Below are 15,385 nucleotides of genomic sequence, written 5' to 3'. Positions count from 1 at the left end.
GGGGCTTGACCGGGGCCGCGCGCCGGTCTCAACTGGGGGCGTGCGAGAGAGCGCAGACGGCCAGACCGGAGAACACGCGCGCCGCACCCGGGAGTTCCACGCGTTCGCGGCCGGGGCGTCGGGCCGGCTGCTGCATGCCGCGACGCTGCTCACCACCGAGCCGGAACGCCGCAATCCGCTCGCCCAGGCCCTGCTGACCGCCGCCCTCGCGCACACCTACGCCCACTGGGACCGGCTGCGCGGCGAGGATCCGTACGAGTTCACCCGCTCCGAGCTGGCCACCCGCTTCGCCCGCACCGCCTGGCGCCACCACAAGGGCCGCGGCGGGGTGCTGTCCGCGCTCACCCCGCAGGAGCGCCTGGTGGTCGTGCTGCGGCTGTACGAGGCCGTCGCCGAGGAGCAGACGGCCGCGCTGCTCGGCATCCCCGAGGACCGGGTGCGGGCCGTCTGCTCCCGCTCCGTGAGCGCCCTGCGGGCGGCCTCGTGAACCGGCACGAGCGCAAGGAGGACGAGGTCCGCCGGCTGCTCTCGGCCGGCCACCCGCAGGTGCCCGCCGACCTGGCCGCCCGGGCCGTGGCCCGCGGGACCCGGCTGCTCCGCCGGGACCGCGCGCTGCGCCGCACCGGCTGGACGCTGCTCTCGCTGGCCGTGCTCGCCTTCCTGGTCTGGGCCTCGGTGGCCCGCCCCTGGGAGGTCCCGCCGACGGACGTGACGCCCCCGCTCGAAGGCTGGTGAACACCGGCCTAGCCTTGAGGGAGGGGGTGTTCCCTGCGGAAGGCGGGAGGCCGACATGGCCAGGAAAGCATCGGACTGCCGGGACACGCCCAGCGTCTCGGGCTGCTCGCTCTACATCTCCGGCGAGGAGGACGAGGTCCTGCGGGCCGCCGTCGAGCACGCCGTCTCGGTCCACGAGCACCAGGACACCCCCGAGTTCCGCGAGGAGGTCCGCAAGAGCCTGAAGGACCCGCTGCCGGGCACCTGAAGCGCACGAGGCCGGACCCCGGCGGGGGTCCGGCCCGTGTCCTGCGTACGCCGTGGCCTAGCCGAGGGCCTCGCGCAGGTCGGCGATCAGGTCGTCGGCGTTCTCGATGCCGACGGACAGGCGGACCAGGTCGGCCGGGACCTCCAGGGCGGAGCCCGCGACGCTCGCGTGGGTCATCCGGCCCGGGTGCTCGATCAGGGACTCGACGCCGCCGAGGGACTCGCCCAGGGTGAAGAGCTTGGCGCGGTTGCAGACGCCGACGGCCGCCTCCTCGCCGCCCTCGACGCGGAAGGACACCATGCCGCCGAACGCGCGCATCTGCTTGGCCGCGACCTCGTGGCCGGCGTGCTCCGGCAGGCCCGGGTAGAGGACCTGGGTGACCTTGGGGTGCTGGGTCAGCATGTCGACGACCTTGCCGGCGTTCTCGCTGTGCCGGTCCATGCGCACCGCGAGGGTCTTGATGCCGCGCAGCACGATCCAGGAGTCGAAGGGGCCGGCGACGGCGCCCATCGCGTTCTGGTGGTACGCCAGCTCCTCGCCGAGCTCCGCGTCGGCCGCGATCAGGGCGCCGCCGACGACGTCGGAGTGGCCGCCCATGTACTTGGTGAGCGAGTGCACGACGACGTCCGCGCCGAGCGACAGCGGCTGCTGGAGGTAGGGCGAGGCGAAGGTGTTGTCGACGACCAGCTTCACCCCGGCCTGGCGGGCCACGCCCGCGACGGCCTCGATGTCGGTGATGCCGAGCAGCGGGTTGGACGGGGTCTCGACCCAGATCAGCTTGGTGCGCTCGTTGATCGCGGCGCGCACCTCGGCGACGTCGGAGGTGTTCGCCACGGAGAAGTCCACGCCCCAGCGCTCGACGACCTTGGCGAACAGGCGGAAGGTGCCGCCGTAGGCGTCGTTGGGGATGACGACGTGGTCGCCGGGGGCGAGGAGGGTGCGCAGCAGGCAGTCCTCGGCGGCGAGGCCGGACGCGAAGGCGAGGCCGCGGCGGCCGCCCTCCAGGGCCGCGAGGTTCTCCTCGAGCGCGGTCCGGGTGGGGTTGGCGCTGCGGCTGTACTCGTAGCCGCCGCGCAGCCCGCCCACACCGTCCTGCTTGTAGGTGGACACCTGGTAGATGGGCGGGACGACCGCGCCGGTCAGCGGGTCGGCGGTGTTGCCCGCGTGGATGGCACGGGTCTCGAAGCTCTGGTGGGAGTGCAGGTCGCTCATGAGGCAGGAGCGTAGTCCCGTGACGCCTCCGTCGCCGCCTCATGAGACGGGGCGTCTCATCAGGCGTCCCGGGGCGTCCTGGACAATGGGGCCATGGAGATTCTGTGGTTCCTGATCGCCCTCGGTCTGATCTTCGCCGCGCTGGGCCCCTTCGTGCTGCGCCGGCGCGGCGGCGGCATCCGGCAGGTGGCGCCCGGATCACCGGACGCGGCCGACCCGGCGGCGTACGGCTTCCTGCGCCAGGAGGAGCAGGACGTGCGGCTGCCGGGGCCGGACCGGGATCTCCTGGACGTGCTCGACGTGGTGCAGCAGACCCAGGACTGGCGGGCCGCCGCGCAGCTCCTGAAGGGCACCGAGAAGGAGGGCGAGCTGCGCTGGCAGCGCGTGCAGGCCTTCGCGGGCGCCGCGTCCCTGGAGCTGTCCGAGCGCCCGGGCGTGGGCGGCGCGTGGCTGCGCTCCTGGCACGCGGAGGCGCCGAAGGACCCGGGCGGCGCGCAGGTGTACGCGGAGTTCCTGGTGCAGCAGGCGTGGCGGTCCTCGACGGCCGGCACCGAGGACTTCCGGGTCATCCTGGAGGAGGCGCGCAAGGCGTGCGAGGAGGCGGCGCTGCTCGCCCCGGGCGACCCCGTGCCGTACATCTCGCAGCTCGCGGTGGCCCGTGGACTGGGCTACTCCCACGAGGAGTTCGACCTGCTGTGGGCCAAGGTGATCGACCGCGCACCGGCGCACATGGGGGCGCACCTGGCGGCGCTGCACTACTGGTGCGAGAAGTGGCACGGCTCCCGCGAGGAGGCGGACCACTTCGCGACCACGGCGGCGGCGCGCGCCCCGCGCGGTTCGCTGCTCGCCGCGCTGCCGCTGTTCGCGGTCTTCGAGAACCGGCCGGAGATCGTGGTCGGCGTGGACTTCTACCGCACGGCGGTGGTGTCGAGGGCGGTCGAGGGCGCGATGTACGCCGTGCACTCGGCGCGGCACGACGACCCGATGCTGGCGCACGTGCGGCACCTGCTCGTGGAGTTCCTGATGGGGCAGGAGCGCTGGGCCGAGGCGATGCGGCTGCTGGTGCGCGTGGACGGCTATGTGGGCGCGCTGCCGTGGACGCTCCACGAGGACCCGGCGCTCGCGTACACGGTGCACCGCAACCTGGTGGTGGCCGGCTACGAGTCGGAGGGCGGGAGCCCGGCGACGCTGGCGGGCTGAGCGCGGCCCCGGCGGACGGCCCGGGGTACGTGCCGGGCGGGCGCGGCAGACGTGCGCGGCGGGGCCGGTGGGTGAGGGAATCCCCGCCGGCCCCGACGTGTTGTGCCTGTCGCAGACGTCGAGGAGAGATGCCGCATGTTCCTGTCCCGCACCCCCGTCCTCCCCACCCCGGAGCAGGCCCTGGGCGGCCGCCCCGAGCCCGCGTTCGCCGTGCCGGAGCGCCACACGGTCCTCGGCACCCCGCTGCTCGGCCCCTACCCGGAGGGCTTGGAGGTCGCCGACTTCGCCCTGGGCTGTTTCTGGGGAGCCGAGCGGAAGTTCTGGCAGACCGAGGGCGTGTACACGACCCTCGTCGGCTACCAGGGCGGCCACACCCCGAACCCGCTGTACGAGGAGGTCTGCTCGGGCCTCACCGGGCACACCGAGGTCGTCCGGGTGGTCTTCGACCCGGCGAAGGTGTCGTACGAGCGCCTGCTGAAGCTGTTCTGGGAGTCGCACGACCCGACCCAGGGCTTCCGTCAGGGCAATGACGTCGGCACCCAGTACCGCTCGGCCGTCTACACCCACTCTCCCGAGCAGCAGGCCGTCGCCGAGGCCTCCCGCGCCGCCTACCAGCGGGTCCTGACCGGCTCCGGCTACGGCGAGATCACCACCCACGTCCTCCCGGCCGAGGGCCGCCCCTTCTACCCGGCCGAGGCCTACCACCAGCAGTACCTGGACAAGAACCCGGCGGGCTACTGCGGCATCGGCGGCACGGGCGTGTCCTGCCCGATCGGCGTGGCGAAGGCCGAGTAGCCGCCTGGCCCCCCGCCGTCACGGCCCGCCGATGTCACGAATCGGCGGGCCGTCTCGTCTCCCCTGGGGGAGGGTGGGACGGACGGTGCGCGCGGGCGAGGAGGAGACGGGATGAGCGGGGCGAGCGGGAGTGCGGAGCCGGTGGCGGCACCGGAGCCGGAGCCGGTGGCGCAGGCCGGGGAGGTGCGGGTCTTCGAGGAGCTGCGGCCGCTGCTCTTCTCCATCGCGTACCGCATCCTCGGCAGCGTCGGAGAGGCCGAGGACGCCGTGCAGGAGACCTGGCTGCGCTACGCCACCGCGCCGAACCCGCCCCGCTCCCCCAAGGCCTTCCTGTCCGCGACGGTCACCCGGATCTCGATCGACGTGCTGCGCTCGGCCCGGGTGCGGCGCGAGCAGTACGTCGGGGACTGGCTGCCGGAGCCGCTGCTCGCCGATCCGTACGAGGACCCCGAGCGCGCGGCCGAGCTGGCCGACTCGGTGTCGATGGCTGCGCTGCTGCTCCTGGAGCGGCTGAGCCCGCTGGAGCGGGCGGTGTTCGTGCTGCGCGAGGTGTTCGGCTTCGGGTTCCCGGAGGTGGCCGAGGCGGTGGACCGCTCGGAGGCGGCCTGCCGGCAGCTCGCGGTGCGGGCCCGCCGGCACATGGCGGCCGGCCAGGCCCGCTTCGAGGCGGACCGGGTGGAGCGGGACGAGCTGGCGGCCCGGTTCTTCGACGCCCTGCGGGCGGGCGAGGTGGCCGGGCTGCGGGAACTGCTCTCGGCCGACGTGCAGCTGGTCGGGGACGGCGGGGGCAAGGCCCCGCAGCTGTCGCGGACCCTGGTCGGCGCGGAGCCGGTGGCCCGGCTGCTCGCCGCCTACGTCGGCCGGCTGTCGCTGGTGGACGCGAGCTGCGAGGCGCGGGAGGTCAACGGCGGCCCGGGCGCGGTGTTCCGGGACCGGGACGGCCGGGTGCTGTTCGTCTGGGCCCTCGACGTGGTCGACGGGCGGATCGGCACGGTCCGCTCGATCACCAACCCCGACAAGCTCGGCCACCTGGGCCCGGTCGGGGACGGCTGGCAGGTCGCCGCGGAGATGCAGGAGCGGCAGCGCGAGGAGCGCCGCCGGCAGCGCGGGTCCCGCACCCCTTGAGCCCCCGGGGCCCGTTCGGGAGCGGGGCCGCTCAGGGGCGGGCGGCGGCCCGCAGCCGGGCCGCCGTGGCGGCGGCCTCGTAGCCCTCGGGGACGCCGTCGACGAGCAGCACGTCGCCGCTCATGTGACGGGTGCGCAGCGGGACGAGCTCCTGGTAGGCGGCGGAGTCGTACCAGCCGCGGGCGTCCTCGTACGTCGGGAAGCCGATGATCACGACGGCGCCGGGCCAGCTGCCCTCGCGCACCTCGCGGGCGGGCGCGCCGTGGACCAGGAAGCGCCCGCCGAAGGGGTCCAGGGTGTCCTGGATGCGCTCCATGTAGGTGAAGACCTCCTCGTCGAGGACGGGCTTCGGGTGCAGGTTTCCGATGGCGTATGCGGTCATGGGACCAGCGTGCCGGGGCATGCCGCACGGGGTCGATTACCCCGCGGGTCATGCCCCGGCGGTCACGCACGAGGGGGCGGTCAGATCGTGGCCGCGTCGATCACGAAGCGGTAGCGCACGTCGGAGGCCTCGACCCGGGCGTAGGCCTCGTTGACCTGGTCGGCGTCGATCAGCTCGATCTCGGCGCCGAGGCCGTGCTCGGCGCAGAAGTCCAGCATCTCCTGGGTCTCCCGGATGCCGCCGATCATCGAGCCGGCCAGGGTCTTGCGGCCGCCGATGAGCGAGAAGAGGTTGACCGTGACCGGCTCCTCGGGCGCGCCGACGTTCACCAGGGCGCCGTCGGTCCTGACCAGGCTCAGGTAGGCGCTGAAGTCCAGCGGCGCCGACACGGTGGAGATCACCAGGTCGAAGGTGCCGCGCAGGGCCCGGAAGGTCTCCGGGTCGCTGGTGGCGTAGTAGTGGTCGGCGCCCAGCCGGAGGGCGTCCTCCTGCTTCTTCAGGGACTGGCTGAGCACGGTCACCTCGGCGCCGAGCGCGTGGGCGATCTTGACGCCCATGTGGCCGAGGCCGCCGAGACCGACGATGGCGACCTTCTTGCCGGGGCCGGCCTGCCAGTGGGCGAGCGGCGAGTAGAGGGTGATGCCGGCGCACAGCAGCGGGGCCGCGGCGTCGAGCGGGATGCCCTCGGGGATGCGCAGGGTGTAGTTCTCGTCCACGACGATGTGGGTGGAGTAGCCGCCGTAGGTCGGCTCGCCGTTCTTGTCGAGGGCGTTGTACGTGCCGGTGCCGCCGGTGACGCAGTACTGCTCCAGGCCCTGCTCGCAGTAGGCGCAGGTGCGGCAGGAGTCGACGAAGCAGCCGACGCCGACCCGGTCGCCGACCTTGTGCTGGGTCACGCCCGGGCCGACCTCGGTGACGATGCCGGCGATCTCGTGGCCCGGGACCATCGGGAAGATGCCCTCGCCCCAGCCGTTGTGCGCCTGGTGGATGTCGGAGTGGCAGATGCCCGCGTACTTGATCTCGATGAGCACGTCGTGCTCGCCGACGGCCCGGCGCGGCACGGTGGTGCGGACGAGCGGGGCGTTCGGTGCGGGGGCCGCGAGGGCGGAAACGTGGGTGGTCATGGCGTACAGCCTGCCCCGGCCTTCCGGCCGCACCCAGACCACTGCTCTGCCTACGACCGGTGTGCCTACCACTGGCAGGGTCAGGAACGTACGCCCGGGGCCGGGCGCGAGCGGGAATACTGGGGAGGCATGGACCTCAGCGCCGAACTCAGCGAATTCCTCCGCACCCGCCGGGCCCGGCTGAAGCCGCAGGACGTCGGGCTGCCGGAGTTCGGGCGGCACCGCCGGGTGCCGGGGCTGCGCCGGGAGGAGCTGGCGCAGCTGGCCGGCGTCTCGGTGGCGTACTACACGCGGCTCGAACAGGGCAACGGCAGGAACGTGTCCATGGAGGTGCTCGACTCGATCGCGCGGGCGCTGCGGCTGAGCGACACGGAGCGGGCGCATCTGACGCACCTGGCGAAGCCGACGGCGAAGAAGCGGCAGCGCGGCGCCGCCGCCCGCCCGCAGCAGGTCCGGCCGGGCGTCGCGCACCTGCTGGAGGCCCTGGAGGGGGTGCCGGCCTTCGTCGTGGGACGGCGGCTGGACATCCTGGCGTGGAACCGGATGGCGCGGGCGCTCATGGGCGACTTCCCGGCCTGGGAGCCGCGTGAGCGGAACATGGCGCGGATGGTGTTCCTCGACCCGAACGCGCGCGATCTGTACGTGGACTGGGAGTGCAAGGCGGTCGAGGTGGTGAGCGTCCTCAGGCTGTACGCGGGGCTGCACCCGGACGACCAGGAACTGCTGTCCCTGGTCGGCGAGTTGTCGGTGCGCAGCGAGGAGTTCCGCTCCCTGTGGGCGGCGCACACGGTGACGGACAAGGGCCACGGTCTGAAGCGGCTGCGGCATCCGCTGGTGGGCGAGATGACGCTGGGCTACGAGTCGTTGAAGGTCTCGGGCGACGACCCGGACCAGGTGCTCGTGACCTACCACGCGGAGCCGGGCTCGCCGTCGGCGGACGCGCTGCGGCTGCTCGCGCAGTGGGGCGTGGACGAGCCGGTGGACGCGGGGAAGCCGTAGCGGACCGGGAGCCGTACGGCGGCGACCCCCTCGACTCCGGGAGTCGAGGGGGCCGCCGCCGTGTGCTCGTACGGGTGCCGGGCTTTCCGGCGGGTCCGGGCGGGTCAGACCGCGGAGCCGGCCTTCCACTGCTCCCAGCTCATGTTCCAGCCGTTGAGGCCGTTGTCCGGGGCGATGACCTTGTCGGCGGAGTTCTTCACGATGACGACGTCGCCGATGATCGAGTTGTCGTAGAACCAGGCGGCCTGCTGGTTCGGGTCGCCGGCGCCCTTGACGTCGGCGAGGCCCACGCAGCCGTGGCTGGTGTTCACGCTGCCGAAGATGGAGCGGGCACCCCAGTAGTTGCCGTGGATGAAGGTGCCGGAGGTGGACAGGCGCATGGCGTGCGGCACGTCCTTGATGTCGTACTCGCCCTTGCCGTCGTCGTCGGTGAAGCCGACGGTGGCGCCGTTCATCCGGGTCTCCTTGAACTTCTCGGAGATCACCATCTGGCCGTTGTAGGTGGTGTTGTCCGGGGAGCCGGCGGAGATCGGGATGGTCTTGACGGTGCGGCCGTCGCGGGTGACGGTCATCGTCTTGGTCTTCACGTCGACGGTGGAGACCTGGTTGCGGCCGATCTTGAAGGTGACGGTCTTCTTCTGGACGCCGTAGACGCCGTCGGCGCCCTCGACGCCGTCGAGGTCGAGCTTCAGGGTGACCGTGGAGCCCTCGGTCCAGTAGCTCTGCGGACGGAAGTCCAGCCGCGTCGAGTTGAACCAGTGGCCGACGACCTCCTGGCCGGAGCTGGAGGTGACGCTGATGCCGCTCTGGACGGCCTTCTTGTCGGTGATCCCCTTGTTGAAGTTGATCGAGACGGGCATGCCGACGCCGACCGTCGAGCCGTCCTCCGGCGTGAAGTTGCCGATGAAGCTGTTGGCCTTGCTGACGGTGGTGAACGAGGTGTTCTCGTGCGCCTCCAGGCCCTCGGCGTCCTTCGCGGTCGCGGAGATCTTGTAGACGGTGCCGCGCTCCAGCTGGCCGGAGGGCTTCCAGCTCAGCCCGTCGGCCGCTATCTCGCCCTCGACGGTCTTGCCCTCGGCGGAGGTCATGGTGACCTCGGTGAGCTTGCCGTCGGTGACGGTGACCTTGGCGTCGTCGTTGATCGACGCGTTCTGGGCGCCGTTCTTGGGCGTGATGGTGATCTGCGCCTTGGAGGTCTTCTGCGCGGCTGCCTCGTCGACCTGGGCCTGCGACTGACCGCTCTGCGAGGCGTCGGCGGCGCTGCCGCCCTTGTCGCCGTCGTTGCACGCCGAGAGCACCAGCACGCCACCGAGCACCGCGGCTGCGGCCGCCAGGCCCTTGCGGCGCTTGCCGTCCGTCATCACACGCTTCTCCATCGTCGCCGACTACCTGCCATTTCCCACTGAAACACCCATGAGAACCCGCCCGGTTCCACAACCGGGGGGTTTGTGGGGAACACCACTGCTCCACCGATGCACACGCTTCCGCGGAGCGATCGGTTCCCCGAGGGGCTCCCCTACCCGCGCGAGGGCCCCGGGACGCGGGCGTCCCGGGGCCCTCGGAGGCCTGCGCGCCGGTCAGTCGCCGACGGGCCGGTCCCCCTCGTCCGAGTCGTCGTCCCACCCCTCATCTTCGTCGTCGAGGTCCCACTCCTCCGCATCGGGGTCGTAGTCGATCTCCTCGGTGCTCCAGGAGGCCTGGACGAGGTCGACGCCCGGCACGCCGGCGACCACGTCGAAGGGCTCGACGAGGTACGCCAGGGCCTCCGCGCTGTCCTCGGCGACGGCGGCCCGGGCGTGGGTGCGCTCCTCCTCCGGCATGGACGTGTCGGCGTCGATCCGGCCGAGCGCGGCGTCGGTGACCTCGGCGGGCCCGTCGATCTCCAGGACGAGATCGACCCGAAGGCGTACATAGCGTGATGTCTCGGAAGTGCTCATGGGCGGAGCGTAGAACGCCGGGGCTCCTCGGGTTTCCCGCGACCCGCTGAGTTCAATACCATCAGCGCACCTACCAATTCGCGGTTTCCGCAAGGGGGATCGAAAACCCGTGTCCGTCGCTCGACGCCCGCTGCTCACCGCCACCGCCGCCGGGACGCTGCTCTGCGCGCTGTGGTTCGTGCCGTCCGCGAACGCCACCGGCGAGCAGGGCAGAGACGGCGCCGCGGCCTCGGCCGCGACGGAGGCGGGGACCGCGGACGGGGCCACCACCCGGCTCGCCGAGACGGGCGGCCCGAGCACCACGCCGTACGTGCTGGGCGGGACGCTGTTCCTGGGCGTGGGGGCCGGCTTCGTGACGCTGGCGATGCGCCGCGGCGGCCGCGCCTCCTGAGCGCCTGGACGTACGGACCCGGGACGTGCGGGCCCGGGCCCCGGGACGTACGGAGCATCCGGACGTACGCGCTCCTGGACGTACGAGAAGGGCCGCCCCCGTCCGTCGGGGGCGGCCCTTCTCGTGCTGCTGCTCGGGGTTACGCCAGCGGGCCGGTGACCGGCTCGACGGCGGCGACCAGGCGGCCGGCCCGTACGAAGGCGTCGGCGGCGGCCAGGTCGGGGGCGAGGAAACGATCCGGCCCGGGACCCTCGACACCGGCGGCGCGCAGCGCCTCGATGGCGGCCTGCGAGGCGGGTGCCGGGCTCAGGCCGTGGCGCAGCTCGATGCCGCGGGTGGCGGCGTAGAGCTCGACGGCGATGATCCGGGTGAGGTTGTCGATCGCGGTGCGCAGCTTGCGGGCGGCGGACCAGCCCATGGAGACGTGGTCCTCCTGCATCGCCGAGGACGGGATGGAGTCGGCGGAGGCCGGGACGGCGAGCCGCTTCATCTCGCTGACCAGGGCGGCCTGCGTGTACTGGGCGATCATCAGGCCCGAGTCCACGCCGGCGTCGTCGGCCAGGAAGGCGGGCAGGCCGTGCGAGCGGTTCTTGTCGAGCAGCCGGTCGGTGCGGCGCTCGGCGATCGAGCCGAGGTCGGCGGCGGCGATGGCGAGGAAGTCGAGGACGTACGCGACGGGGGCGCCGTGGAAGTTGCCGTTGGAGCGGACCTCGCCGCTGGGCAGCACGATCGGGTTGTCGACGGCGGCGGCGAGCTCGCGCTCGGCGACCAGGCGGGCGTGCGCCATGGTGTCGCGGCCGGCGCCGGCGACCTGCGGGGCGCAGCGCACCGAGTAGGCGTCCTGGACCCGGGGGGCCTCGCCGCTCTGGTAGTGCCCGGTGAGCTCGGAGCCCTTGAGGACGGCGAGCATGTTGGCGGCGGAGGCGCCCTGCCCGGGGTGGGGGCGGACGTCGTGCAGCTCGGGCTCCAGGACCTTCTCGGTGCCGAGCAGGGCCTCCAGGGAGAGGGCGGCGGTGATGTCGGCCGACTTGTAGAGGTTGTCGAGGTCGGCGAGGGCCATGATCAGCATGCCGAGCATGCCGTCGGTGCCGTTGAGGAGGGCGAGGCCCTCCTTCTCGCGCAGCTCGACGGGCTGGATGCCGGCGGCGGCGAGCAGCTCGCCGGCCGGCCGCACCGCGCCGTCGGGGCCCTCGGCGTCGCCCTCGCCCATGAGCGCGAGCGCGCAGTGGGAGAGCGGTGCGAGGTCGCCGGAGCAGCCGAGGGAGCCGTACTCGTGGACGACCGGGGTGATGCCCGCGTTCAGCACGTCGGCCATGGTCTGGGCGACCTCGGGGCGGACGCCGGTGTAGCCGGAGGCGACGGTCTTGAGGCGCAGGAACATCAGCGCGCGGACGACCTCGCGCTCGACCCGCGGGCCCATGCCGGCGGCGTGCGAGCGGACGATGTTGCGCTGGAGCTGGGTGCGCAGGTCATGCCCGATGTGCCGGGTGGCCAGGGCGCCGAAGCCGGTGGAGACGCCGTACACCGGCTCGGGCTTGGCGGCGAGCGCGTCCACGGTGGCGCGGGCGGCGGCGAGCGCCTGGACGGCTTCGGGAGACAGCTCGACGCGCGCGCCGTGGCGGGCGACGTCGATGACGTCCTGCGGGGTGGTGCCGGACGTCCCAAGGACGACAGTCTGCATATCCATATTCAGAACCTTACGGATTGAAGAGCGACCTGTCACTAGGTGACTTCGTCACCGGTCCGGCGGGGACGGACCCCTTACGAGGGCCGTGCGAGGAGCTCGCGAGGGCCGTGCGCGGCCCCTGCGAAGTCCTTACGAGTCTGACCCGTGGGGCGGCCGGCGGCGCAGCAGACGGCGCCAGAGGGGGACGGTCGCGCGCCCGGTGCGGCCGAAGAGCTCGCGGCGCATCAGCTCCAGCGACTCCGCGTACTCCAGGACCTCGGGGTGGCCGGGCCCGAGGGCGCTCCGCAGCTCCTCCACCGCGCGGGCGAGCAGGGCGGCGGCCTCCTCGTGGCGGCCCAGGTCCCAGTAGCTGACGGCGAGGTTGCCCCGCAGGAAGGCGGTCTGGTGGTGCTCGGGCCCGAGCAGGTGCTCGGCGTCCGCGAGCGCGCGCTCCTTGAGCGCCGCCGACTCGGCGAACCGCCCCGAGGCGTGATAGGCGGTGGCGAGGTTGTTGCGTACGCCCAGGAGCTCGGGGTGGTACGGGCCCACCGCCGCCTCCATCTCCGCCAGGGCCCGCTCGGCCAGGACGACCGCCTCGGGGAGCCGGCCCACCTGCTGCAGATAGGCCGCCAGGTTGGCGCGGGCCTGGGCGGTGTCCGCGCCGCCGGGCCCGAAGAGCCGCTCCCGGTCAGCGAGGACCCGCTCCATCAGCGTCACGGCCTCCGGGAGCCGCCCGGCGTGGGCATAGGAGGTCGCGAGGTTGGCGGCGGCGACGAGGGTGTCGTGGTCGTCGGGCCCCGCCGTGCGCTCGCGGGCGGCCAGCACCCCTTCCTCGACCTCGATGGCCTCGGCGATCCGGCCCGTCCGCCCGTACGCGTCGGCCAGCCGCCCGAGGGCGTGCAGGGTGTCGGGGTGCTCGGGGCCCAGGACGGCGGTGCAGGAGGCGACGACCTCGCCCCAGTGGGCCGTCGCGGCGTCGAGCCGGCCCTCCCGGAGCAGGCTGACCCCGGCCACGAACACCAGCTGCCGGCAGTCGACCAGTTCCCACATCAGCGGGCCCACGGCGGCGGCGAGGCCGTCCGCGTTCGCCCGCAGCAGCGCCGCCAGCTCCCCGTCAGGGCGCTCCGGCTCCGGCCACAGGAACTCCAGGGCCTCGGCCGCCGCCTCCGCCAGGCCGGCGATGTCCTCCTCCGGGGTCGTCTCCCGCACCGCCCGCGCCGTCAGGGCGTGCATCCGCACCCGGCCCGTACCGCTGTCGCAGGTCAGCAGGGCGTAGCGGTGGAGGACGCGCAGGCTCGCGCGGATCTCATCGGGCTCGTGGTCGCCGAGCGGGTCGAGCTGGTCGAGCACCGCCTCCGTCTCCCACAGCGCCTCCGGGTGCCCGGCCGGGTCCAGAAGCGCGGCCAGGCGCAGGACCGGGCGGGCGAGGCCGGCCGGGTCGGCGGCCTCGGCGGCGTCGAGGGAGAGCAGCAGGGTGGTGGCCACGGCCCGGCCGTAGCCCTCGGCGTCGGCGGAGGGCGGCAGCGCGTCGCCGAGGGAGGAGCGGCGGAAGAGGGCGAGGTAGGCGGCGCAGCCGAGGCCGTTGTTGAGCATGTACGCGGCGGCGTGCCCGAGCGCGAGCGGGAGGTGTCCGAGTGCCTCGGCCAGCTCCTCCTCCGCCCCGTCCGCGAGGCCCGGTTCCTCGGCGAGCCGGGCGCGCAGATAGGCGACCGCCTCGGCCGGTTCGTACACGTCGACGGGGACCCGGCGGCGGCCGCCGCCGGTGAGCCGGGCGTCGTGGAGGCGGGTGGTGGCGAGCACCCAGCCGGTGCCGGTGCGGCTGCTCGGCCACCAGCCGTCGACGGCGGCCGGGTCGGCGATGTCGTCGAGGACGACCAGCCAGCGGCGCTCGGTGGTGGCGAGCCAGCCGAGGAACGCGCGGGCGTCGGCCTCCGGGTCCTCCCCCGTCGCGCCGGGCGCGGCGACCCGCAGCGCGGCGCGCGCGTAGAGGGTGACGAGCTGCTGGAGCTCGCCGGCCGGGACCCACACCACGAGTTCGGTGCCCTCGGCGACGGCCCCGGCGGCGTACGAGGCGGCGAGCTGCGACTTGCCGACCCCGCCGCCGCCGGACAGGACCTGCGTCAGCACCGCCGTGCCGCCCTCGGCCCGCACCGCGTCGATCCGCTCGCGCAGGCCGGTGCGCGGCTGGAACGCGGAGGCGAGCGCGGGTACGGCCCCGACCTCGACGGGCCACTCGACCGCCGCCGGGGCGGGCGCCTGGTGCACGACGACGGAGCTGTACGGGCCGAGCGCGCTGTACGCGACGTCGCCGCCGACCTCGACGCCCGGCTCCGCGCGCGGCCGCCGGCGTCTCACCCGCGCTCGCTCTCGTCCCCGAGCGCGGAGTCCCGCACGTCTCCGAGGACCACGGTGCTGTCCGGCCCGCCGCGCACGTCGTCCACCACCGGACGCGGGCCGCCCGCCGCGCCCGCCGTCCCGGCGGTCGGCGGACCCGTCACCTTCGACCCCCGCCCGAGCGCGCTCCCGCTGACGCTCCCGTCGACCACGACGGCCCCCCGCCCGGCCCTCACCCGCCGCCCCGCCGCGGCGGGCCGCGCGCTGACGACGGTGAACCCGCCGAGCAGCACGCTCACGACGACCCCGACGACGCTCGCGATCTTCTCGCCCTGCTCCAGATCCCCCACGAGCACGACGACCACCAACCCGACGGCCACGACCCCCGTCACCCCGGCCACCACCCACCGCCCCACGCTCACGCGCACTCCCTCCCGCCGAAGGCCTCTCCCGCACCTGGCGCTGCGAACGGGGGCTCAGCCTAGGGCGGTTGGCGCCGCGACGCAGGGGGTACCCGCGAGGAGGTCCAAGAAGTCCCGGCAGCGGCCAGGCGCTTTCGCCGTTCCCCGGTCACCGGTGATTCTCGCCGTACGAACGCCCGACGGGAACGAGGCCGCCGCGGTCGGGATGCATCGGGAACGGGTGGAGTTCCGGACTTTCCGACCGCAGCGTCACGTGAGAAGAGTGCACGGACTTCAGCAGCCAGACGAAGCTCAGCCCTTCATCGGGTCTCCACCCGCCTTTCCCCGCCCACGAACCTGAGAACGTCGACGAAGCTCTCGAGGAAGAAGCCGTCCCCCTCCCCGACCAGCCAAAAACGGGAACCAGCCCCCATGTCGCCCATGAAGACGGCGACACTGATGTCGGAATTCACCGCCACCGGTGCCAGCTCAACGCCAGGATCGATCCCCTCGTCCTCCGGAAGACCGATGTCCCGGAAGTCTTCCAGGAGCCTCGAAGCGGCCTCGCCCAGCCCGCCGGGGGACCAGTCCTTGACGCCGAGGAAAGCAAGGTTGAAACCATTCATCCCGTCGCTGGCCTCGAGGAATTCCCGATACCCATCGTCCCAGACCGCCCCCAGTCTTTCCTCCAGCTCCGCTCGGGCAGAGGCTGGCGCCGGGTCGTACAGAGCAGGCGCCGGAGTGAAGCCGACGGGCGACATCGAGAAGTACTCGGAGACCCGGTCCCGGAAAATCTGACAGAGCACATCCTTGACCTGCACTGCACACTCCAGCCTG

At 73.4% G+C, this 15,385-nt stretch carries 17 protein-coding genes; 8 read left to right on the top strand and 9 right to left on the bottom strand.

The window, feature by feature from the left end; all coding sequences use genetic code 11:
* The first annotated feature begins 40 nt into the window (after positions 1-40).
* Genes ACIGW2_RS03590 through ACIGW2_RS03580 form a run of 3 tightly spaced genes read left to right on the top strand, consistent with a single transcriptional unit; the run spans position 41 to position 982 of the window.
* Positions 41-487: a sigma factor-like helix-turn-helix DNA-binding protein gene (locus ACIGW2_RS03590; RefSeq protein WP_399840801.1), complete on the top strand. Its 447-nt coding sequence runs from the start codon at positions 41-43 to the stop codon at positions 485-487.
* On the top strand, positions 484-735 hold the full coding sequence (locus ACIGW2_RS03585) for a hypothetical protein (RefSeq protein ID WP_361586420.1): 252 nt from the start codon (positions 484-486) through the stop codon (positions 733-735). Before ACIGW2_RS03590 ends, ACIGW2_RS03585 begins: the two co-directional genes overlap by 4 nt.
* Positions 736-790: 55 nt before the next feature.
* Positions 791-982: a DUF1059 domain-containing protein gene (locus ACIGW2_RS03580; protein ID WP_356071537.1), complete on the top strand. Its 192-nt coding sequence runs from the start codon at positions 791-793 to the stop codon at positions 980-982.
* A 57-nt stretch (positions 983-1,039) separates the two neighbouring features.
* Here ACIGW2_RS03580 and ACIGW2_RS03575 read toward each other — a convergent pair whose 3' ends face one another.
* A complete protein-coding gene (locus tag ACIGW2_RS03575) occupies positions 1,040-2,194 on the bottom strand; it encodes a cystathionine gamma-synthase (RefSeq protein ID WP_391653040.1) in 1,155 nt (384 codons plus the stop codon).
* 93 nt (positions 2,195-2,287) lie between these two features.
* Here ACIGW2_RS03575 and ACIGW2_RS03570 point away from each other — a divergent pair, with 93 nt between their 5' ends.
* From ACIGW2_RS03570 to ACIGW2_RS03560, 3 genes are all read left to right on the top strand, one after another.
* On the top strand, positions 2,288-3,394 hold the full coding sequence (locus ACIGW2_RS03570) for a hypothetical protein (RefSeq protein WP_391653041.1): 1,107 nt from the start codon (positions 2,288-2,290) through the stop codon (positions 3,392-3,394).
* A 135-nt stretch (positions 3,395-3,529) separates the two neighbouring features.
* Positions 3,530-4,189 carry a peptide-methionine (S)-S-oxide reductase MsrA gene (gene msrA / locus ACIGW2_RS03565; protein WP_391653043.1) on the top strand — a complete coding sequence of 220 codons (660 nt, stop codon included), beginning with the start codon at positions 3,530-3,532 and terminating at the stop codon, positions 4,187-4,189.
* A 111-nt stretch (positions 4,190-4,300) separates the two neighbouring features.
* Positions 4,301-5,314: an RNA polymerase sigma-70 factor gene (locus ACIGW2_RS03560; protein WP_391653044.1), complete on the top strand. Its 1,014-nt coding sequence runs from the start codon at positions 4,301-4,303 to the stop codon at positions 5,312-5,314.
* 31 nt (positions 5,315-5,345) lie between these two features.
* On the opposite strand, the gene ACIGW2_RS03555 is transcribed toward ACIGW2_RS03560, so the two are convergent.
* Together ACIGW2_RS03555 and ACIGW2_RS03550 are read right to left on the bottom strand one after the other, a co-directional pair.
* Complete coding sequence (locus ACIGW2_RS03555) at positions 5,346-5,696, bottom strand: DUF1330 domain-containing protein (protein ID WP_391653046.1); 351 nt, start codon at positions 5,694-5,696, stop codon at positions 5,346-5,348.
* Positions 5,697-5,776: 80 nt separating this feature from the next.
* Positions 5,777-6,820 (bottom strand): NAD(P)-dependent alcohol dehydrogenase, encoded by a 1,044-nt coding sequence (locus ACIGW2_RS03550; protein WP_391653047.1) that lies wholly within the window; start codon positions 6,818-6,820, stop codon positions 5,777-5,779.
* 129 nt (positions 6,821-6,949) lie between these two features.
* On the opposite strand from ACIGW2_RS03550, the gene ACIGW2_RS03545 reads away from it, so the two are divergent.
* Complete coding sequence (locus ACIGW2_RS03545; protein WP_391653048.1) at positions 6,950-7,819, top strand: helix-turn-helix domain-containing protein; 870 nt, start codon at positions 6,950-6,952, stop codon at positions 7,817-7,819.
* A 104-nt stretch (positions 7,820-7,923) separates the two neighbouring features.
* On the opposite strand, the gene ACIGW2_RS03540 is transcribed toward ACIGW2_RS03545, so the two are convergent.
* Positions 7,924-9,195, bottom strand: coding sequence for an Ig-like domain-containing protein (locus ACIGW2_RS03540; protein ID WP_356077153.1), 1,272 nt, complete (start codon positions 9,193-9,195; stop codon positions 7,924-7,926).
* 201 nt (positions 9,196-9,396) lie between these two features.
* Positions 9,397-9,756 carry a hypothetical protein gene (locus ACIGW2_RS03535; protein ID WP_391653049.1) on the bottom strand — a complete coding sequence of 120 codons (360 nt, stop codon included), beginning with the start codon at positions 9,754-9,756 and terminating at the stop codon, positions 9,397-9,399.
* Positions 9,757-9,865: 109 nt separating this feature from the next.
* Between ACIGW2_RS03535 and ACIGW2_RS03530 the strand changes: the two genes are divergently transcribed.
* Entirely contained in the window at positions 9,866-10,147 is a 282-nt protein-coding gene (locus tag ACIGW2_RS03530) for an LAETG motif-containing sortase-dependent surface protein (protein ID WP_361575707.1), read from the top strand.
* Positions 10,148-10,286: 139 nt separating this feature from the next.
* Here the strand turns inward: ACIGW2_RS03530 and hutH are convergent, their stop codons facing one another.
* The 4 genes from hutH to ACIGW2_RS03510 all read right to left on the bottom strand — a co-directional run bounded on the left by hutH (position 10,287) and on the right by ACIGW2_RS03510 (position 15,369).
* Positions 10,287-11,828, bottom strand: coding sequence for a histidine ammonia-lyase (hutH, locus tag ACIGW2_RS03525; protein WP_399840943.1), 1,542 nt, complete (start codon positions 11,826-11,828; stop codon positions 10,287-10,289).
* Between the two features lie 135 nt (positions 11,829-11,963).
* On the bottom strand, positions 11,964-14,168 hold the full coding sequence (locus tag ACIGW2_RS03520) for a tetratricopeptide repeat protein (protein ID WP_399840795.1): 2,205 nt from the start codon (positions 14,166-14,168) through the stop codon (positions 11,964-11,966).
* Positions 14,165-14,569, bottom strand: coding sequence for a hypothetical protein (locus ACIGW2_RS03515; protein ID WP_391653052.1), 405 nt, complete (start codon positions 14,567-14,569; stop codon positions 14,165-14,167). Before ACIGW2_RS03515 ends, ACIGW2_RS03520 begins: the two co-directional genes overlap by 4 nt.
* 299 nt (positions 14,570-14,868) lie before the next feature.
* Positions 14,869-15,369 (bottom strand): hypothetical protein, encoded by a 501-nt coding sequence (locus ACIGW2_RS03510; protein WP_391653053.1) that lies wholly within the window; start codon positions 15,367-15,369, stop codon positions 14,869-14,871.
* Between the last annotated feature and the right edge of the window lie 16 nt (positions 15,370-15,385).

The organism is Streptomyces sp. NPDC053541 (genome assembly GCF_044544705.1).
Lineage (GTDB): Bacteria > Actinomycetota > Actinomycetes > Streptomycetales > Streptomycetaceae > Streptomyces.
This window is presented reverse-complemented; position numbering and strand designations above follow the sequence as displayed.